Below are 18,840 nucleotides of genomic sequence, written 5' to 3'. Positions count from 1 at the left end.
CCCTGCTGACCCTCCTCGGGTCCCCTGGGCCGGGCCCCGCACCTCCGATATGCGGGCCGCGACACTGGCACGGCGCCGTCGACCGGTGACGAGGGGCAGTGTCATCGCCGCAATGATCATTCCCGCTCCGAGGACCGCGGACGGTGAGATGGATTCGCCGAAGGCGACGGCGCCGAGCGTCAGCGCGACCACGACCTCGAGATACGACAGACCCGATAGCTCCGCCGCCCGCAGGTGCTTGCCCGCGACGACGAGCAGACCCAGAGCGACCAGACCGCACACGACGAAGAAGCCGGCGGCCCACACCCAGTTCGTGGCGGTCATGCCCGTCACGTCGGGACGGGTGACCGCGACCATTGCCGCGGTGGCGACGGCGCCGAACGCGAAATTCCAGAAGCTGCGCACATCGGCGGGCATGTCGGAGCGGTACCGATAGCAGAGCAGGGCCAGACCGTAGAAGATGCCCGACGCCACACCGAGCACCGTGCCCAGGGTGTCCTGGTCGGACCCGGCAGTAGGGCTGCCGCCGATCAGTCCGGCGGCGAGCAGCATCCCGGCGAATGCGGTCCCCAACGACACTGCATCGAGGCGTGTGATCGTCTCCCTGAGAAGGACTCGGGCCAGCACCGTTGCGATGAGCGGACCGAGGTAGTGCAGAACCACCGCTCGCGACAAGTCGGTGAGCAGGGTGGACGACAGGTAGGTGGCCAGCGACAGTCCCAGGAACACACCGCCGAGCACGATCGACGGGGACAACCGGGTGCGGCGGATGGCACCGAGCCGCCGGGAGAAGACGATCAGGAGCAGCATACCCACGGTTCCGACGAGCATTCGACCCAGCGTCAGGGCCTCGCCGAGCGCTGCGCCGGGCGGGGTGGCCATACGACCGAACAGGCCTGCGGCGCCCATGGCGGTCGCGGAGACGACGATGGCGGCGATGCCGAGCCGTCGATTCGGATGTGGACGCGAAAGCGGGGGAGTGGTCGACGGTGCGACGGGAACGGGAACAGCCTGGACGCGCGTGGGCGCGCCGACGGACAGCGTCAAGGAACTTCCTCCGGACAGGGTGCTTCACGCACCGGGGGTAGTGGTTCCCCGCTCTGTCATCGGACCTGAGAGCTTTCACGAATCCGTCAGGACCCGCCTACACCGTCGGTGAGCCCCGAAGGGCTGCTTTCCAGAGTTGCCTCGCGTGCGGCGGTCTGTGGGCCTGAGAGATTCCCGGGTGGTTGCTCCTTCGGCGCCCGCAGACGCGGGACTCTCCCGCCGCAGTTCCTCGGCTATTCAGTTGCGCCCGCAATTATGCCAGCCGGACTACGCGCGTGGACACTCAGGTGATCAGGGCGTGGCCGACTCCACACGCTGCGGCGGCCCACAGCACGCTCGTGGACGTGCCGATGATGAATTGCTCGGATGCCTGCGGTTCGCGTAGCTCCGGATATCGGGCCAGGCCTTTGACCGCCATGATGATGGCGATCCCTTCCGGCCACCCGGCCAGGATCGAAGCGGCGACCGCGCCGCGTTCGAGGACGCCGATGACCCGGCCACCGCGCAGCGGTCCCGGCGGGGGTGTCGGCGTCGGTCCCGCGTCCGGTTGCCGACGGGCGATCCGGAACGCGACGAGCACGGCCGGGCCGCCGCCGGTGATGGCGACGAGGGTGGTGAGGGTGAGCGTTGCCCCGAGCGCGAAGCCCTGAGCGGGGTCGGTGGCGGCCGCGGTCAGGGCCGCGATCCCGAGTGCGATCCCGGTGGTGGCCGCCCCGATCCACACCGGAAGACGCGGAATCAGCGACAATGCCGGCGCGACGGCGGCGACAGCGAGGAGCACCAGGGAAGCGACGGTCAACGGTCGGCCCTTTCGAGGAGTCGGTGCAGGAGGGCGCGGCCTGCGAACTCGGCCTGCCACCCGGCGGTGAGCAACCGCTGGGACACGGCCTGTTTGCTGATGCCGAGCTCGCTGGCGATCTCGGCCTGCGACAGTCCGGTTCGAGCGAGCGTGACGGCTTCGACACCCTGAGCGGTGCGGCGGAGCACGATCGTCGCGAGCAGGGTCAGTGCGGCGTCGACATCGGATGCGGACTCGGCTTCGGCGCCGTCGGCGGCGATTCGACCGGGGGTGTTCTTGGCGCGCTCGACGGCGGTGCGGGCGTGTTCGAATGCGGGCCCACGGCCGGCGCGGGTCTGGGCGGGCAGTGGAGTCTCGACGGGGCCGATCCCGATGCCGATGCTCCAGTTGTCCCGGTCGAGGAGATTCAACGCGAGATCGACGACGGTGCCGGGGTCGTCGGATACGGCCTGCACCTCGTCGCCGGCGGTGCGTTCGAACCCGCGGAGCAGGGGTGCGTCGCGGAGTTCGTCGAGCAGGTCGGCGACGCGGTCGATGTCGCGGCGACTGCCGCGTTGGTCGACCGTGAGTACATACACACATCAAGGGTGATGCCTTGATTGTTTGAAATCAAGCCTTCAGCCTTGCGTTGTTCTCTTTCGGGTCGGTGATGGCATCGAGTGCCGACCCCGCGGGCTGAGGCAGGCGCGCCTCGAGTAGGAGGCCGCCGACACCGAGTGCGATACAGATCGCCGTCGTCACCATCAGGGCGGGACTCGACTCCCCGGTGAGCACATCACCGAGGAGTACCACGGCGACGGTGCCCGGCAGAATCCCGACGACGGTCGCGAGGGTATAGGGAGCCAGACGCACCGCTGACACCGCACAACAACAGTTCACCACGAAGAACGGCGCCGCGGCGATCAGTCGCAGCGACCCGACCGCGAGCCAGCCGCGGCGCGCGAGGCGCAGATCGACCGCCTTCGCCGCGGGATGCGTCAGGTATGACGCCACGACGCCTCGTCCCAGAGCTCGTACCAGCACGAACGCAAGGACCGCGCTGACGGTGGTCGCTGCACTGGTGACTGCAATCCCGACCACGGGACCGAACAGCACGCCGGCGCTGAGAGTGAACACCGTGCGCGGAACCGGGAGGATCGTCACAAGAGAGTGGACGGCGAAGAAGATCAGGACCAGCAAGGGGCCGTCGACCGATTCCGACCACTCCCGGATCTGCCCGATCGATGGATGGGGAAGCACGAGTGCCGCAGCAGCGAAGACTGCGAGAAGTACGAGGATGCCGACGACCCTGCGGTCCCTGAAAATCCTCATCACAGGGGGTCAGCGTACCTGCCGTGGTCGGCACGCACCCGTCACGCAGAGATGCAGACCGCAGGATCACACAACCACGTCGTGCGGGGTTATCGATCGCTAGCAAAATTGTGGTGATCCCCACGGTTCTTCACCGGAGTGTGCGGCTAGCATCACAACGAGATCGGCTTAGTGTTTTTGCGAGGCGCCCCGCCCCGTCGGCCCACCCCGGCCGCCCGAGAGCCTGCCCACCCGCAGTAGGAGGAAATCGCACGTGTCATTAGCAGCAGAGGCCGAGGACGCCGCGCGCGCATACGCGCAGTGGCAGCAAGCGGTCGCGGGCGTACTCGCGAAATCGCGTCGCGTCGATCCGGCAGAACTCGGCCCGGAGCCGCAGCGCCTGCTCGAGACCACCACGTACGACGACGTGACGGTGGCCCCGCTCTACAGCGGTCGCGACGAACGCCCGGAAGCACCCCTGCCCGGGCAGTTCCCGTACACCCGTGGCGGGTCGTCCACCCGCGACGTCAACGCCGGTTGGCTCGTCAGCGCCCGCTTCGACGGAACCGACGCCAAGAATCTCAACGAGCGCGTCCTCGACGCCCTCGAGAACGGCGTCAGTGCACTGTGGCTGCAGATCGGCGACGGCGCACTGCCCGTCGACGGATTGTCCACGGCACTCGACAAAGTGCTCGTCGACCTCGCACCCATCAGCCTGGACGCCGGCAGCGACCTCGCTGCTGCCACAGAGGCCCTCTACACGCTGCTCGACGCACGTACCGATGTCGCCGACCGTGCCGCCGTGCGCGTTGCACTCGGCGCCGCGCCGTTGACCAGTGCCTTCTCCGGCCGCGCCGACATCACCGTCGACGACGCCGTCGCACTCGCGACCGCGGCCGCGGAGCGCGTCGAGACCGTCCGCGCGTTCACCGTCGACGGCACCGCTTTCCACAACGCCGGTGCCTCCGACGCCGAGGAACTCGGCGCGGCCGTCGCCGCCGGCATCGAGTACGTCCGCGCGCTCGTCGCCGCCGGGCTGTCTGCGCAGCAGGCCCTGCGCCAGATCGAGTTCCGGTTCGCGGCCACCGACGACCAGTTCCAGACCATCGCGAAGTTCCGCGCAGCCCGTCAGCTGTGGGCGCGTGTCGCACAGGTCGCCGGAGCAAGCGACGCCGGAAACGCACCGCAGCACGCGGTGACCTCCGCAGCGATGATGGCCCAGCGCGACCCGTGGGTGAACATGCTCCGCACCACCTTGGCCGCGTTCGGTGCGGGAGTCGGTGGCGCCGACGCCGTCACCGTGCTGCCGTTCGACGCTGCGCTGCCCACCGGCGTCGTCGGAGTGTCCGAGGCGTTCTCCGCCCGCATCGCCCGCAACACCAACTTGCTCCTGCTCGAGGAATCCAACCTCGGTCGTGTTCTCGATCCGGGCGCCGGATCCTGGTACATCGAGGACCTCACCGCGCAGGTCGCGGCGAAATCGTGGGAATTCTTCCAGCAGATCGAAGCGGCAGGCGGATATCGCGCGGCGCTCGACGCCGGGCTGATCTCCGAGCGCATCGCTGCGACCCGCGCTCGCCGCGACTCCGATATCGCACACCGCAAGACCTCCGTGACCGGCATCAACGAGTTCCCGAACCTCGGTGAGGCCCCGCTGCCCACCGGCGTCGCCGACTCGGGTGCCTTCGCGGCGCGCTACGCCGCACCGTTCGAAGCGCTGCGCGACCGCTCCGATGTGTATCTCGCCGTGCACGGCTCCCGGCCCACGGTGCTGCTCGCACCGCTCGGACCGATCGCCGAGCACAACGTGCGCACCACCTTCGCCAGCAACCTGCTCGCGGCCGGTGGTATCGAGGCGGTCAACCCCGGATCGCTGGATCCGAACGACGACACCCTTGCCGCCGCGGTCCGCGACTCCGCCACCACCGTGGCCGTACTGTGCGGCACCGATGCTCGCTACGGCGAACATGCCGGCCCCGCGACCGCGGCGTTGCGCGCAGCCGGGATCACCACCGTGCTGCTCGCCGGCCCGGAGAAGGCCGTGGGCGACGCGCAGGGCGACAACCGTCCGGACGGTTACCTGACCGCGCGCATCGACGCGGTCGCTGCACTGACCGATCTTCTGAACACCCTGGGAGCGTAAGTGAGCATCCAATCCGAGATCGGCAGCTTTGCCGATGTCCCGCTGACAGATCCGGATTCCCCGGAACCCGCTGCTCCCACCGAGGAGCAGACCACCGCGCTCGTCGAATCCGTCGCGTCCGCCAACAACTACACCGCCGACGATGTCGTGTGGAACACCCCCGAGGGTATCGACGTCAAGCCGGTCTACACCAAGGCCGACCGCGACGCCATCGCAGCCGAGGGCTACCCGCTCGGCAGCCACCCGGGCATCGCGCCGTTCGTGCGCGGCCCGTACCCGACGATGTACGTCAACCAGCCGTGGACCATCCGCCAGTACGCCGGTTTCTCCACCGCGGCCGAATCGAACGCCTTCTACCGTCGCAACCTCGCGGCCGGCCAGAAGGGCCTGTCCGTGGCCTTCGACCTCGCGACGCACCGCGGCTACGACTCCGATCACCCGCGCGTCCAAGGCGACGTCGGTATGGCCGGTGTCGCCATCGACTCGATCCTCGACATGCGTCAGCTGTTCGACGGCATCGATCTGTCGAAGGTGTCGGTGTCGATGACGATGAACGGTGCGGTGCTGCCGATCCTCGCGCTGTACGTCGTGGCCGCCGAAGAGCAGGGTGTCACGCCCGAGCAGTTGGCCGGAACCATTCAGAACGACATTCTGAAAGAGTTCATGGTCCGCAACACCTACATCTACCCGCCGAAGCCCTCGATGCGGATCATCTCCGACATCTTCGCGTACACCAGCACGAAGATGCCGAAATTCAACTCGATCTCCATTTCCGGCTACCACATCCAGGAGGCCGGAGCTACAGCCGATCTGGAGCTCGCCTACACCCTGGCCGACGGTGTCGAGTACATCCGGGCAGGCCTCGACGCCGGCATGGACATCGACAAGTTCGCACCGCGCCTGTCGTTCTTCTGGGCCATCGGCATGAACTTCTTCATGGAGGTCGCCAAGCTTCGCGCCGGCCGGCTCCTGTGGGCCGAACTCGTCGAGAAGTTCGCTCCGAAGAACGCGAAGTCACTCTCTCTGCGCACCCACTCGCAGACCTCCGGCTGGTCGCTCACCGCACAGGATGTGTTCAACAACGTCGGACGTACCTGCGTCGAGGCGATGGCTGCGACGCAGGGGCATACGCAGTCGTTGCACACCAATGCGCTCGACGAGGCGATCGCGTTGCCGACCGACTTCTCCGCCCGCATCGCGCGTAACACACAGCTGTTGCTGCAGCAGGAGTCCGGCACCACCCGGCCCATCGACCCCTGGGGCGGTTCGCACTACGTCGAGTGGCTCACCCACGAACTCGCGAACCGCGCCCGCGCGCACATCGCGGAGGTCGAGGAGGCCGGGGGTATGGCGCAGGCCATCAACGAGGGCATCCCGAAGCTGCGCATCGAAGAAGCCGCCGCCCGCACCCAGGCACGCATCGACTCGGGTCGTCAGCCGCTGATCGGTGTCAACAAGTACGTGCCGGCCGAACCCGACAGCATCGAGGTTCTCAAGGTCGAGAACTCGAAGGTGCGTGCCGAGCAGCTCGCGAAGCTCGAGCAACTGCGTGGAGACCGTGACGAGGCCGTCACCCGGGCCGCGCTCGCCGAGCTGACCCGCGCCGCCGCAGCCTCCGACGCAGTCTCGATGGAGAACAACCTGCTGGCGCTCGCGATCGACGCTGCCCGCGCGAAGGCCACTGTCGGCGAGATCTCCGACGCTCTCGAGAAGGTCTACGGCAGGCACCAGGCCGAGATCCGCACGATCAGTGGCGTCTACCGCGACGAAGCCGGGGAGGCGAGCAACATTTCCACGACCATCGGACTCGTCGACAAGTTCGCGGAGGAAGAGGGACGCCGCCCCCGTATCCTCGTCGCGAAGATGGGCCAGGACGGCCACGATCGCGGCCAGAAGGTGATTTCCACTGCCTTCGCCGACCTCGGCTTCGACGTCGACGTCGGACCGCTGTTCCAGACTCCCGAAGAGGTTGCCCGGCAGGCAGCCGACAACGACGTGCACGTCATCGGTGTGTCGTCGCTGGCCGCGGGGCACCTGACGTTGGTGCCGGCGCTCAAGCAGGCACTCGCGGAAGTGGGGCGTGAGGACATCATGATCGTGGTCGGCGGTGTCATTCCGCCCGGCGACTTCGACGAGCTGTACGAGGCCGGGGCCGCGGCGATCTTCCCGCCCGGCACCGTCATCGCCGACGCCGCAGCCGGCTTGCTCACCAAGCTCGCTGCGCAGCTCGGACATTCGCTCGGGAGCTGACGCAGATATGAGCGACACCTCGATCGGGACCACCACCGCGACGCGTCGGCGTCCGGTCGACCTCGACGCCTTGGCCGCCTCGGTCCTCGCCAACGAGCGAGCCGGACTCGCGAAGGCGATCACCCTGATCGAATCGACTCGCAACGACCATCGGGAGCAGGCGCAACAGTTGCTGTTGCGTCTGCTCCCGCAGGCCGGCGGGGCGATCCGGGTCGGGATCACCGGCGTTCCCGGGGTCGGGAAGTCGACGTTCATCGACTCGCTGGGCATGTACCTGATCGACAAGGGTCATCGGGTTGCGGTGCTCGCGGTCGATCCGTCCTCGACGCGGACCGGCGGATCGATCCTGGGCGACAAGACCCGGATGGCGCGGCTGTCCGGGGAGCAGGAAGCCTTCATCCGCCCGTCGCCGACAGCCGGCACGCTCGGCGGGGTCGCGAAGGCGACGCGCGAGACAATGGTGCTGCTCGAGGCGGCGGGATTCGACGTGATCCTCGTCGAGACCGTCGGCGTCGGCCAGTCCGAAGTCACCGTCGCGAACATGGTGGACTGCTTCTGTTTCCTGACTCTCGCACGCACCGGCGACCAGCTGCAGGGCATCAAGAAGGGCGTGCTCGAACTCGCCGACCTCGTCGCGGTGAACAAGGCAGACGGCAATCACGAGCGCGACGCGCGTGTCGCCGCCCGTGAATTGTCCGGTGCCCTGCGCATGGTGCATCCGCACGACGCGCTGTGGAAACCGCCCGTGATCACCATGAGCGGCCTCGAAGGTGTCGGTCTGGATACGTTCTGGGACACCGTCCTCGAACACAAGAGGGTGCTCACCGAGGCCGGGAGGTTCGACGAGAACCGCAGCCGCCAACAGGTCGACTGGACGTGGACGATGGTGCACGACCAATTGCTTCGACGGCTCGAGAGCAACCCGCGAGTCAAAGCGATCCGCGGCGACGTCGAAGCCGGGGTTCGCGCCGGGTCGCTCACCGCGGCCATCGGTGCGCAGCGGATCCTGGATGCATTCGACGGTGTGGATGACGAGGGCTTCGACAACGACGGTCCCGCTCGGTGACCCAGCGCGTCGCCGCGCGGTTCACCTTCGCCGGTTTCGGTGTGCTTGCCGCGGTGCATCTGATCGCCCAGCTCATCGACTCCGAGTCGCTGTGGGTCGACGCCACTCAGTGGCTGCTCATGCCGGTGCTGGCAGCAGCGCTGGTGCTGGGCACCAGCGCGTCGCGGTCACGGCTCGTCGAGCTGACGCTGGTGGCGCTGACCTTCTCCTGGCTCGGCGACACCGCCCCCGACCTGTTCGACGGCGACACCTCGTTCCTCGTGCTCGTCGGATTCTTCCTGTGTGCGCAGGTGACGTACATCGTGGCGTTCGTGCCGTACCGGGCGGAGAGCGTGCTGCACACCAGGCGGTGGGTACTCGCGGTTTTCGCAGTCGCCGTCGTCGCCCTGGTGGCGGTGTGCGCTCCGGGCGCGGGTGTGTTGCTGATCCCCGTCGTGCTCTACGCGTTGTGTCTGGCCACGGTGGCGGTCCTTGCGACGGGCGTCGGGCGCACCGTCGCGATCGGTGCGGTGGTCTTCGTGGTCTCCGATTCGCTGATCGCGCTGCGCGCGTTCGTCGAAGACTTCCCGCTGCCGCTGTCGGGTTTCTGGGTGATGCTCACCTACATCGCGGCGCAGGTACTCATCACACACGGTGTGATGACCCGGGACCGCGCGGCCCGGGATGAAGATGCCGACCGGAGTGCGGTCAGCACGCTCGAGTGACCCCGATACGAGAACGGGCGCGCTCACCATCTCGGTGATCGCGCCCGTGTCGTTCGAGACCGGTTGTTCAGAGGCCCAGAAGTTCTGTGGCGGCGGCGATTGCCGCCGGTCCGTCCAAGCTGGGGAGGTCGGCCCACTGCCCGCCGGTGATCGCGACACGCACGTCCGGGAGTTCGACGGTGGTGACGGTGATACCGGCGGCGTCGGTGCCCATATTCATGGTGTATGCGACGCCGCCCTTCGCCTCGATGGCGCTGTCGGTGAGCACGTCGATACCTGCGGTACCGAGCACCGAGGGGTCTGCCACCGCGCCGTTCCCGGTCTCGATCCTGACCTCCACCGTGCGGATGTCGTCGGAGCTTGTGGCGGTGTCGGGTGTGCTCCAGGTGCAGTACACGCCGTAGTCGCTCGATCCGTTGTTCGGATCGGCGTCGAGCCCTCCGATGTACTGCTCCACGGCGGGGGCCACGTCGTCGCAGGTCGTGAACTTCGCGAGGAGGTCGGCATCGAGTGTGTCGACGCTGACGTCACTGTCGGAGAACGCGGTGTCGGTGGACGATGAGGCGCCGTCGGTGGACGAAGCGTCGTCGGAGGAGCAGGCGCCGAGGGCAAGTGCGCAGGCGAGGATGGCGGGGAGGACCGCAAAACGGTGTCGATTCACGCGGCGAATGCTATCGGGCGGGGTGCACCGGCATGATCTTGGTATGGGTGTTTTGTCCGGTCAGAGCGCGTGCTAAATTTTTTGGCCCGGCGGGTCTTCCTGTAACGCTGTCGGGGTCGGCGCCTCGAGTTTCTCGAGCCCACCCGACGACTCGGCGGCGGTGAGCTTCGAACGTTTCCACGACACGACCAGCAGAGCGATCCAGCCGGCGATGAGCAGAAGGTAGAGCAGCGTGGCGACGGTGCTGGACACGTCGAACGTGTCGAACAACTTGTACAGGTTGGTCACGACGATCACACCGCCGACCGCGGTCCCCAGCAACGTCGCCGGGACACGGGAGACGAGCCATGCTGCCACCGGTGCGGCCAGCGCACCGCCGATTGCCAACCCGGCGACGATGAGCACGTTGTCGAGCGATTCGCGTCCCAGACCGATCAGGAAGCCGATGCTTGCGGCCACCGCGACCAGGAACTCCGAGGCGCTGACCGATCCGATCACCGTGCGCGGTGCGGTCTTTCCGCGGGACAGCAGGGTGCTGGTGGTGATAGGACCCCAGCCGCCGCCGCCACTTGCGTCGATGAAACCACCGAAGAACCCGAGGGGGGAGAGGAACTTCGCGGTGTGCGGCGAGGTACGGGCATTGGCCACCGCCGGTGGGCGCACCGAGAAACGCAACGCCACGTACACACCGATGATCAGCAGGATCGTCGCCGTGACCGGCACGGCCGCTTCCGTGGACAGACCGGAGAGGACAGTGGCGCCGAGAAACGCGCCGATCGCGCCGGGCACACCGAGTCGCAGCACGACCTTCCAGTCGATGTTGCGGAACCGCCAGTGCGCCACACCGGACACCAGAGTGGTGCCGACCTCGGCCAGATGGACTGCAGCACTCGCGTGGGCTGCGCCGACACCACTGAAGATCAACAACGTGGTCGCTGTGACACCGAACGCCATGCCGAGTGCACCGTCGACCAATTGGGCACCGACGCCGACCAACGTGAAAACGAGAAGATTGAGCATGCACCGCTCCGTGCGACTGAAGGGATCTGGACGAACACGCCGAGCGGTGCGACACCGCTCAGAAGGACATCCGGAAACAACACTCGCAGTCGAAGCATGCACCACGACGGGTAGGCCAGAACGCCATCAGAGCAAGTCGGGAGGCCGGAGCCGCCTCGATGCTCGTCGCGTGCATGATGCCTGTCTTTCCGTCGGATACTCGGTCGCCGGACAGGCGACCGATCGAGCATAGCCTCTCGCAGACGCCGGATCTATGCGGGCGTGCACATTCAGGGCAATCGGCGTGTCGAGATCTCGACTCCTGCCACCCGCAGACGCTCGGTCAGCACATCACCGAACGCCACCGCCGGGGTGAGTACCCCGCCGCCGGCGTGCAGTGCGGACCCGCCGACCGCCAACGACAGCGCGGATTCGCCCAGCATCATCGCGGTCGCCTTGTATCCGGGATCGCCCTGCGCAGCAAACCGTGCCGTGTAGCGGGCACCGGTCTCGGTGGTGGTGTACAGATCGACCGTGAAATGCCCGCGCTCGCGGGTCTGCTCCGACGGGCCCTCGCCAGCGGCGGGCAACACCTTGTCGAGCAGGAATCGGGTCGGACGGAACGACAGCCCCGCCACGAAGGCGCCCAGCCCCGCCGCGACGGCCCCGGCGATCGGGAGGGACGCCACCGACGACCCGACGTTCATCACCTCCCGATACCGGAACCGCGGCCCATAGGTTCCCTCGGTGAGGGCGCTGCTGCGTCGCACCACACGGGTGTTGGCCGACGCCATCGCGAAGGGCGCCTTCCATCCGGTCACTTCCGGCGCGATCGTCTTCCCGTCGACCAGCGCAAAATCACTCTGCCTGCCGTGATCGGGTTCCTGATCCCGGTCGGGTGACAACGAGTAGGGACTCGCCGCGACCCTCCGTGCGGTGCGATCGGTGCGCACCGCGTCGAGCTGGTCACGCAGTGAATCGATCGTGCCGCCGCTGATGCCACCACGCAGTGAGGTCAGAATGAACGTGGTGTCCGTCAGCGCGCCGGTTCCGTCGGCCTCGGCTGCACGGCGCAGGGCATGCACACCGAGGTCGGAGGGAACCGAATCGAAACCGCATGCATGCACGATGCGGGCGCCGGTCCGGTGCGCAACATCATCGAACCGGTCGATGCTCTCGCGCTGGAACAGGACCTCACCGGTCAGATCCACGTAATCGGTGCCCGCCTCGGCGCACGCCTGCACCAGCGGCACGCCGTACCGGGCGTAGGGGCCGACCGTCGTGATCACCACGCGAGTCTCGGACACCATCGTCGCCAGAGACTCGGGGTCGTCGGCATTCGCGATGATCAACGGCCACTCGGCGGCGGCGGGAGGAAGCGCCGAACGCACGGCTTCGAGCCTGCCGCGGGAGCGACCGGCGAGACCGACCGACAGACCGGACGGCAGGTGGTGGGCGAGGTACTCGGCGGTGAGCCGGCCGACGAAGCCGGTGGCGCCGTAGACGACGACGTCGAGATGGCGTGAGGCAGTCATGCCGCCACCCTACTGTCGGGTAAGTCCGGCGGTGGCCTTTCTCACTCGCGTGCGCCCCTGACGCACCCACAACACCGTCCAGGACACCACGACGCACATCACGACACTCCAGCGGACCAACCCGAGAGCCGATTCGGGATAGATTACGCCGGTCAGATAGTGCTCGATGAATCCGCCCGGGGGTAGCCCCGACGCCCCGGCCTTGTCTCTGGCCCAGTTCTCTGCCGACGTCAACGGGCAGTCGAACCCCACGATCACCGACCCGGCGCCCCACGCCACAGCGGGCACGTGGGCGACAATCGTGCGCGGCCACCGCCACGTGAGGAACCCGCCGACCGCAACATAGAGCACGAACAGCAGATGGACGAACGCAGTGGCATCGGCGAGCAGCCGGTAGGCCATGCACCCAGGGTAAGCCGATCACTCGTCCTTGACGACGAGTACCGGAACAGCCGCTTCGATGATCATGCGCTGCAGCCCACGTTCGAGCAGGAACTTGCCGGTCGCGGTCCGGCCGCGGCTCCCCACAACAGCTCTGCCGGCCCCGCTGCGCGCGAGCAACTCGATGACGGTTCCGACCGAATCACCGTCGTGGACCTCGGCGAGCAGCTCCCAGTCCCCGTTGCCGAGGACCTCGCGGACGTCGGCGCCCACCGCGGCGCTCGCGGCGGGGTCGTCGAGCGGAGCGAGCACGACCAGCTTCTCGCCGCGGTCGGCGGCCTCGCGGGCGCCGACGCGCAGGGCGGCGCGTCCCTCGGGAGTTTCGGCATGGACGACGGCGACAGACATGATGCTCCTAGGCGCGGTGGAACGGTAAACCACTGTGTACCAGTATCACGGCCGACGCCGGCGAATCCGGAATCCGACCCGTGTGGACATGCTCTCCACCGTCGGTGCCGTGTCGGCCGGATCTCACCGGGCACGCCATCACCAGGGCGCCGGCGCGTAATCCTTGAGGAAGCACCCGTACAGATCGATACCGGCTTCGCCTTGCACGACCGGGTCGTACACCCGCGCCGCCCCGTCGACGAGATCGAGCGGCGCATGGAAGCCTTCCTCGGCCAGCCGGATCTTCGTGTGGTGGGGTCGTTCGTCGGTGATCCACCCCGTGTCCACTGCGGTCATGAGGATGCCGTCGCTGAGCATTTCCTCGGCGCTCGTGCGGGTGAGCATGTTGAGCGCGGCTTTTGCCATGTTGGTGTGCGGATGTCCTGCGCCCTTGTATCGGCGACCCGCGAACTGTCCTTCCATTGCGGAGACATTGACGACGTACTTGCGCCGCGCCGGCGACGAGGCCATCGACGGACGCAGCCGATCGACGAGGATGAACGGCGCCACCGAGTTGCACAACTGCACCTCGAGCAGCTCGAGAGGATCGACCTCACCGACGGTCTGCACCCAACTGTTGGTGTGGACCAGATCGGGAAGCAGGCCGCCGGCGTCGATTGCGATGCCGGCCGCGATCCGCTCGGGAGCTGCGGACCCTGCCACCATGGCCAGCGACGACACGGCCGCCGGCGTCAACGTTCGGCCCGAGAGGCTGCCGGCGAGCGCGGCGGGATGCGCGTCCGAGGGCTTTCCGAACGTGAGAATCTCAGGACGCGGCCCCGCCGGAAGGGCTGCAGACTCGGCCTCGGCGAGTGCCGAATAGGCGCCGGGGGAGCGACGCACGGTCTGCGCTGCGTTGTTGATGAGGATGTCCAGCGGGCCCTGCGCTGCGACCTCGTCGGCGAGGGCTACGACCTGCGCCGGGTCGCGCAGATCGATACCGACCACCCGCAGGCGGTGGATCCAGTCGGCGCTGTCCGCCATCGCGCTGAACCGGCGGATCGCGTCATTGGGGAAGCGCGTGGTGATCGTCGTGTGAGCGCCGTCGCGCAGCAGTCGCAGCGCGATGTACATGCCGATCTTGGCGCGCCCGCCCGTGAGGAGCGCGCGCCGCCCGGTCAGGTCGGTGCGGGCGTCACGTTTGGCGTGATTCGCCGACGCGCAGTCCGGACACAGCTGGTGATAGAACGCGTCCACCTGCGTGTACTTGTTCTTGCAGACATAGCAACCCCGCGGACGCAGCAGAGTGCCCGCGCTCGCGTTCTGCGTGGTCGACGTGAGCGGAACCCCGGCGGTCTCGTCGTCGATACGAGTGGGAGAGCCGGTCGCGGTGGACTCGAGCACCTCACGGTCGGCGGCTGCCTTGCGGTCGCGGCGCTCGTTGCGGCGCAGCCGCTTGAATTTCTTGAACATGTGCCCGACGGCGCGCTGCACCGTGACCGCATCGGGATGCTCGGACGCGAGTCCGCCCGCGAGATCGAGCACGCGGAGGCACGTGTCGAGGTCGGCAGGGTCGATCCGCTCGGATCCGAGTGCATCGGGGAGTGTCGTTGCAGTATCGCTGTGGGGGTCCATGTGCCCTTTTCCGGTGTGTGGCGAAACCCGATAATGGTACCGGGCGAGCGCGGACGGCCCGCCGCTCGTGTCCTGAGGATCACTTCGGAGGAAAGATGAGCTCGACCGCACCGGCGGATACCACCTGTGTCAAGAAGAAGTTCGCCGACCTGTCGCCCTGGCAGAGAGCGCTCGTGCTCGTACTCGCAAGCGTCCAGATCGTACTTGCTGTGAGCGCCTGGACCGATCTGGCGAAGCGGCCCGCGGAGAAGGTCGACGGTAGCAAGCTGAAGTGGGCACTGATCATCGCCGTGAACTTCATCGGGCCGATCGGCTACTTTCGCAAGGGTCGTCGCGACTGAGTGACGCCACGCGAACACCTTGGCCCCGAACCTGAAACAGGTTCGGGGCCAAGGTGTTCGGTGTGTCCGAGGGGGGACTTGAACCCCCACGTCCGTTAATAGGACACTAGCACCTCAAGCTAGCGCGTCTGCCATTCCGCCACTCGGACCGGTGCCATACGGGCATACGGTGTACTCCCGCTCTCGCGGGCGCTGTCGAAACAGTAGCGCATGCATGCGCCGATCCCCAATTCGCCTCCCCAGACCTGTTTCGAGGATTGTCCGAACAACGACGTAGGCCCCGAACCTGAATCAGGTTCGGGGCCTACGTCGTCTGTCTCGACTCAGAGTGTCCGAGGGGGGACTTGAACCCCCACGTCCGTTAATAGGACACTAGCACCTCAAGCTAGCGCGTCTGCCATTCCGCCACTCGGACTTGATGCCTGCGCCCACTCCCGCGGGCGCTGTGAAAGATTAACGCACCACGCACCAGCTCCCAAATCGCTGCCCTTACCTGCAGTGATCGGCCGCTCCGTCGATGGTAGACATGCAGGCATGGTCACCACATCGAGCGCGCACCAACCGTCCCGAGCCGAAGCCGAGGTCGTCGACCTCGTTTCCCGGCTCATCCGCTTCGATACGTCGAATACCGGCGACCTCGCCACCACCCGCGGTGAGAAGGAGTGCGCCGAATGGGTCGCGTCCCAATTGCAGGAGGTCGGCTACGAGACCACCTACGTCGAATCCGGTGCGCCCGGCCGCGGCAACCTCTTCGCCCGGCTCCCCGGCGCCGACCCCGAGCGCGGCGCGTTGCTGCTGCACGGCCACCTCGATGTGGTGCCGGCCGAACCGGCGGACTGGAGCGTGCACCCGTTCTCCGGAGCCGTCGAGGACGGCTACGTCTGGGGCCGCGGTGCGGTCGACATGAAAGACATGGTCGGGATGATGATCGCCGTCGCCCGACGATTCAAAGCGGAGGGCATCGTTCCGCCCCGCGACATCGTCTTCGCGTTCCTCGCCGACGAGGAAGCCGGTGGCACCTATGGTTCCCATTGGCTGGTCCGGCACCGCCCCGACCTGTTCGAGGGCATCACCGAGGCGGTCGGCGAGGTCGGCGGCTTCTCGCTGACCGTCCCGCGACCCGACGGCACGGACCGTCGCCTCTACCTGGTCGAGACCGCGGAAAAAGGCCTCGGTTGGATGCGCCTCACCGCGAAAGGTCGCGCCGGACACGGATCGTTCCTCCACGAGGAGAATGCCGTCACGATCCTCGCGCAAGCCGTCGCACGGCTCGGCACACATACCTTCCCGCTCGTGATCCCGGACTCCGTTGCCGAGTTTCTCGCTGCCGCGGGGGAGGAAACCGGACTGGACTTCGACCCGGCCTCACCCGACCTCGAAGGCACCCTCGCCAAACTCGGATCGATCGCTCGCATCGTCGGCGCGACACTCCGCGACACCGCCAACCCCACCATGCTCGATGCCGGCTACAAGGCGAACGTCATCCCGCAGACCGCCGAAGCGGTCGTCGACTGCCGGATTCTGCCCGGTCGGCGCGCCGAGTTCGAACGCACCGTCGACGAACTGATCGGGCCCGACGTGACCCGCGAATGGATCACCAGCCTCGACTCCTACGAGACCACGTTCGACGGCGATCTCGTCGACGCGATGAACGCCGCCATCGAAGCGCACGACCCATTCGGTCGCACGGTGCCCTACATGCTTTCCGGGGGCACTGACGCCAAGGCCTTCGCGAAGCTGGGCATCCGCTGCTTCGGCTTCGCGCCCCTGCAGTTGCCGCCCGAACTGGACTTCACCGCGCTGTTCCACGGCGTCGACGAGCGTGTCCCCGTCGATGCACTGCGCTTCGGCACGCGCGTCATGGAACACTTCCTCATGCACGCCTGATCACGGAAACCGATCATCGAGCACAACCCGAAAGGACCGGTATGGCCTTCGATTACGACCCGTACAAGTTCCTGCCCGAGCTGCCCACCTTCGAGGTGACCAGCGAGGACTTCGCCGAAGGCGAGAAATGGAAGCTCCCGCAGGCCAGCGGCGCGTTCGGTATTCCCGGCGGCGGCGACATCTCCCCGCAGCTGTCGTGGTCCGGGTTCCCGGCCGAGACCAAGAGCTTCGTCGTGACCGTCTTCGACCCCGACGCCCCGACCGCTTCCGGCTTCTGGCACTGGGCCGTGGCGAACATCCCGGCCTCGGTCACCGCGCTGCCGACGGGGGCCGGCACTGCCGATGCGTCGGCGTTGCCGGCCGGGGCCCTGCAGCTGCGCCACGATGGTGGTGCCTTCGGGTTCATCGGAGCGGCGCCCCCCGCTGGGCACGGCTACCATCGCTACGTCGTCGCGGTGCATGCACTCGACGTCGACACGCTCGAAGGCGTCGGGCCGGAGGCGAGCCCGGCGTTCCTCGGCTTCAACGTCTTCGGTCACGCCATCGCGCGCGGCCTTCTGACCGGTACGTACGAGGTCGAGTAGTCGGATGGTCGGTGAAGGGCCGACACCGTAACGGTGTCGGCCCTTCACCGTCTGCCGGAGGCAACTCAGGCGCCGGCGCCGACGGCATCGGCGAGGGAGGCGTAACCCGACGCGCGCAGCTTGCGGGCGAGGCCCTTGTTGAGGCGACGAGTCCAGAGGGCGCCGCCGTAGATGAACCCGGTGTAGCCCTGCACCAGCGATGCACCGGCCAGGACGCGTTCCCACGCCTGCTCGGGCGTCTCGATCCCACCGACCGACACCAGCGTCAACCGGTCACCGACACGTGCGTACAGCCGCCGCAGTACCTCGAGGGACCGCGCCGCCACGGGCGCACCCGACAGCCCCCCGGCGCCGATCTCTGCGATGCGGGCGGCGTCGGTATGCAAGCCGTCACGTCGGATGGTCGTGTTGGTGGCCACGATCCCGGCGAGATTCAACTCGACGGCGAGATCGGCGACCGCGTCGATGTCCTCGTCGGACAGATCCGGCGCGATCTTGACGAGCACCGGCACCGCCACGGTGTCGAGGACCGCCCGCAGCAACGGACGCAGCGACTCGACGGCCTGCAGATCACGCAGGCCCGGGGTGTTCGGGGAGGAGACGTTGACCACCACGAAATCCGCGAGCGGACCGAGTAGTTGCGCGCTCGCGGCGTAGTCTTCTGCGGCCTGCTCGGCGGGCACGATCTTCGTCTTGCCGATGTTTGCGCCGATCGGCACCGTCCGGCGGCGCTGCCGCAGATGATTGGCGGCGACACCGGCTCCGTGGTTGTTGAAGCCCATCCGGTTGACCAGCGCGCGGTCCGCCGGCAACCGGAACAGGCGCGGCGCCGGATTTCCGGGCTGCGCCTGGGCGGTGACCGTCCCGACCTCCGCGAAACCGAAGCCGAGCGGACCCCACGCGTCGACACCTTTGGCGTTCTTGTCGAAACCCGCGGCCATGCCCACCGGGTTCGGGAACCGCACACCGAACACGGTGTTGTCCAGTATCGGATCGTCGACGGCGAGGATCTTCGACGCGAGCACGCGGGTGGGCCCGAATCCAGTGATCAGACGCAGCACCAGGAACACCAGGTAGTGGATCCGTTCCGGCGGAACCAGGAACATCACGCGACGAAGCAAGCGGTACACG

Annotated in this window: 18 protein-coding genes, 2 tRNA genes and 1 riboswitch; of the genes, 7 read left to right on the top strand and 13 right to left on the bottom strand. The window is 67.5% G+C overall.

From position 1 onward, the window contains the following. The 4 genes from ACZI8W_RS08600 to ACZI8W_RS08585 all read right to left on the bottom strand — a co-directional run. Nucleotides 1-1,047, bottom strand: a 1,047-nt coding sequence (locus tag ACZI8W_RS08600; protein WP_463368071.1) for a DMT family transporter, incomplete at its 3' end; no start/stop codon positions are given. A 141-nt stretch (nucleotides 1,048-1,188) separates the two neighbouring features. Continuing rightward, nucleotides 1,189-1,276: riboswitch (glycine riboswitch) on the bottom strand. 54 nt (nucleotides 1,277-1,330) lie between these two features. Then, complete coding sequence (locus tag ACZI8W_RS08595) at nucleotides 1,331-1,846, bottom strand: hypothetical protein (protein WP_463368070.1); 516 nt, start codon at nucleotides 1,844-1,846, stop codon at nucleotides 1,331-1,333. Then, on the bottom strand, nucleotides 1,843-2,424 hold the full coding sequence (locus tag ACZI8W_RS08590) for a hypothetical protein (protein ID WP_463368069.1): 582 nt from the start codon (nucleotides 2,422-2,424) through the stop codon (nucleotides 1,843-1,845). Before ACZI8W_RS08590 ends, ACZI8W_RS08595 begins: the two co-directional genes overlap by 4 nt. A 31-nt stretch (nucleotides 2,425-2,455) precedes the next feature. Then, the gene (locus ACZI8W_RS08585; protein WP_463368068.1) at nucleotides 2,456-3,157 is read right to left on the bottom strand and encodes a TVP38/TMEM64 family protein; all 702 of its coding nucleotides are present in this window, start codon (nucleotides 3,155-3,157) and stop codon (nucleotides 2,456-2,458) included. A gap of 253 nt (nucleotides 3,158-3,410) precedes the next feature. Here ACZI8W_RS08585 and mutA point away from each other — a divergent pair, with 253 nt between their 5' ends. Genes mutA through ACZI8W_RS08565 form a run of 4 tightly spaced genes read left to right on the top strand, consistent with a single transcriptional unit; the run spans nucleotide 3,411 to nucleotide 9,299 of the window. Continuing rightward, the gene (gene mutA, locus ACZI8W_RS08580; RefSeq protein ID WP_463368067.1) at nucleotides 3,411-5,279 is read left to right on the top strand and encodes a methylmalonyl-CoA mutase small subunit; all 1,869 of its coding nucleotides are present in this window, start codon (nucleotides 3,411-3,413) and stop codon (nucleotides 5,277-5,279) included. Next, the gene (scpA, locus tag ACZI8W_RS08575) at nucleotides 5,280-7,529 is read left to right on the top strand and encodes a methylmalonyl-CoA mutase (protein WP_463368066.1); all 2,250 of its coding nucleotides are present in this window, start codon (nucleotides 5,280-5,282) and stop codon (nucleotides 7,527-7,529) included. It begins immediately after the preceding gene. A gap of 7 nt (nucleotides 7,530-7,536) precedes the next feature. Then, the gene (gene meaB / locus ACZI8W_RS08570; RefSeq protein ID WP_463368065.1) at nucleotides 7,537-8,595 is read left to right on the top strand and encodes a methylmalonyl Co-A mutase-associated GTPase MeaB; all 1,059 of its coding nucleotides are present in this window, start codon (nucleotides 7,537-7,539) and stop codon (nucleotides 8,593-8,595) included. Continuing rightward, on the top strand, nucleotides 8,592-9,299 hold the full coding sequence (locus ACZI8W_RS08565) for a lysoplasmalogenase (protein WP_463368064.1): 708 nt from the start codon (nucleotides 8,592-8,594) through the stop codon (nucleotides 9,297-9,299). Before meaB ends, ACZI8W_RS08565 begins: the two co-directional genes overlap by 4 nt. Before the next feature lie 67 nt (nucleotides 9,300-9,366). On the opposite strand, the gene ACZI8W_RS08560 is transcribed toward ACZI8W_RS08565, so the two are convergent. The 6 genes from ACZI8W_RS08560 to ACZI8W_RS08535 all read right to left on the bottom strand — a co-directional run bounded on the left by ACZI8W_RS08560 (nucleotide 9,367) and on the right by ACZI8W_RS08535 (nucleotide 14,897). Continuing rightward, entirely contained in the window at nucleotides 9,367-9,960 is a 594-nt protein-coding gene (locus ACZI8W_RS08560) for a hypothetical protein (protein ID WP_463368063.1), read from the bottom strand. Between the two features lie 72 nt (nucleotides 9,961-10,032). Continuing rightward, nucleotides 10,033-10,980 (bottom strand): sulfite exporter TauE/SafE family protein, encoded by a 948-nt coding sequence (locus tag ACZI8W_RS08555; protein ID WP_463368062.1) that lies wholly within the window; start codon nucleotides 10,978-10,980, stop codon nucleotides 10,033-10,035. A 269-nt stretch (nucleotides 10,981-11,249) separates the two neighbouring features. Beyond that, complete coding sequence (locus tag ACZI8W_RS08550; RefSeq protein ID WP_463368061.1) at nucleotides 11,250-12,494, bottom strand: saccharopine dehydrogenase family protein; 1,245 nt, start codon at nucleotides 12,492-12,494, stop codon at nucleotides 11,250-11,252. A gap of 9 nt (nucleotides 12,495-12,503) precedes the next feature. Next, entirely contained in the window at nucleotides 12,504-12,896 is a 393-nt protein-coding gene (locus tag ACZI8W_RS08545; protein WP_463368060.1) for a DUF2784 domain-containing protein, read from the bottom strand. Nucleotides 12,897-12,914: 18 nt separating this feature from the next. Further along, nucleotides 12,915-13,283 (bottom strand): universal stress protein, encoded by a 369-nt coding sequence (locus ACZI8W_RS08540; protein WP_463368059.1) that lies wholly within the window; start codon nucleotides 13,281-13,283, stop codon nucleotides 12,915-12,917. A gap of 138 nt (nucleotides 13,284-13,421) precedes the next feature. Further along, nucleotides 13,422-14,897, bottom strand: coding sequence for an SDR family NAD(P)-dependent oxidoreductase (locus ACZI8W_RS08535; RefSeq protein WP_463368058.1), 1,476 nt, complete (start codon nucleotides 14,895-14,897; stop codon nucleotides 13,422-13,424). Between the two features lie 95 nt (nucleotides 14,898-14,992). Here ACZI8W_RS08535 and ACZI8W_RS08530 point away from each other — a divergent pair, with 95 nt between their 5' ends. Then, a complete protein-coding gene (locus ACZI8W_RS08530) occupies nucleotides 14,993-15,238 on the top strand; it encodes a PLDc N-terminal domain-containing protein (RefSeq protein ID WP_463368057.1) in 246 nt (81 codons plus the stop codon). Between the two features lie 63 nt (nucleotides 15,239-15,301). Here the strand turns inward: ACZI8W_RS08530 and ACZI8W_RS08525 are convergent. Then, nucleotides 15,302-15,387 (bottom strand) — tRNA-Leu (locus ACZI8W_RS08525). 180 nt (nucleotides 15,388-15,567) lie between these two features. After that, nucleotides 15,568-15,653 (bottom strand) — tRNA-Leu (locus ACZI8W_RS08520). A 119-nt stretch (nucleotides 15,654-15,772) separates the two neighbouring features. Here ACZI8W_RS08520 and ACZI8W_RS08515 point away from each other — a divergent pair. Both ACZI8W_RS08515 and ACZI8W_RS08510 read left to right on the top strand, forming a co-directional pair. Continuing rightward, complete coding sequence (locus ACZI8W_RS08515; protein WP_463368056.1) at nucleotides 15,773-17,125, top strand: M20/M25/M40 family metallo-hydrolase; 1,353 nt, start codon at nucleotides 15,773-15,775, stop codon at nucleotides 17,123-17,125. Between the two features lie 41 nt (nucleotides 17,126-17,166). Next, entirely contained in the window at nucleotides 17,167-17,709 is a 543-nt protein-coding gene (locus tag ACZI8W_RS08510; protein ID WP_463368055.1) for a YbhB/YbcL family Raf kinase inhibitor-like protein, read from the top strand. Nucleotides 17,710-17,774: 65 nt separating this feature from the next. Here ACZI8W_RS08510 and ACZI8W_RS08505 read toward each other — a convergent pair whose 3' ends face one another. Continuing rightward, entirely contained in the window at nucleotides 17,775-18,839 is a 1,065-nt protein-coding gene (locus ACZI8W_RS08505) for a quinone-dependent dihydroorotate dehydrogenase (RefSeq protein WP_463368054.1), read from the bottom strand. Nucleotide 18,840: the final 1 nt, after the last annotated feature.

This window comes from Rhodococcus ruitaii, assembly GCF_055230935.1.
This window is presented reverse-complemented; position numbering and strand designations above follow the sequence as displayed.

Excerpts from the sequence above, each read along its gene's own strand:
- ACZI8W_RS08585 (WP_463368068.1), bottom strand. The coding sequence starts at position 3,157 with ATGAGGATTTTCAGGGACCGCAGGGTCGTCGGCATCCTCGTACTTCTC.
- meaB (WP_463368065.1), top strand. The coding sequence starts at position 7,537 with ATGAGCGACACCTCGATCGGGACCACCACCGCGACGCGTCGGCGTCCG.
- ACZI8W_RS08555 (WP_463368062.1), bottom strand. The coding sequence starts at position 10,980 with ATGCTCAATCTTCTCGTTTTCACGTTGGTCGGCGTCGGTGCCCAATTG.
- ACZI8W_RS08550 (WP_463368061.1), bottom strand. The coding sequence starts at position 12,494 with ATGACTGCCTCACGCCATCTCGACGTCGTCGTCTACGGCGCCACCGGC.
- ACZI8W_RS08545 (WP_463368060.1), bottom strand. The coding sequence starts at position 12,896 with ATGGCCTACCGGCTGCTCGCCGATGCCACTGCGTTCGTCCATCTGCTG.
- ACZI8W_RS08540 (WP_463368059.1), bottom strand. The coding sequence starts at position 13,283 with ATGTCTGTCGCCGTCGTCCATGCCGAAACTCCCGAGGGACGCGCCGCC.
- ACZI8W_RS08535 (WP_463368058.1), bottom strand. The coding sequence starts at position 14,897 with ATGGACCCCCACAGCGATACTGCAACGACACTCCCCGATGCACTCGGA.
- ACZI8W_RS08530 (WP_463368057.1), top strand. The coding sequence starts at position 14,993 with ATGAGCTCGACCGCACCGGCGGATACCACCTGTGTCAAGAAGAAGTTC.
- ACZI8W_RS08515 (WP_463368056.1), top strand. The coding sequence starts at position 15,773 with ATGGTCACCACATCGAGCGCGCACCAACCGTCCCGAGCCGAAGCCGAG.
- ACZI8W_RS08510 (WP_463368055.1), top strand. The coding sequence starts at position 17,167 with ATGGCCTTCGATTACGACCCGTACAAGTTCCTGCCCGAGCTGCCCACC.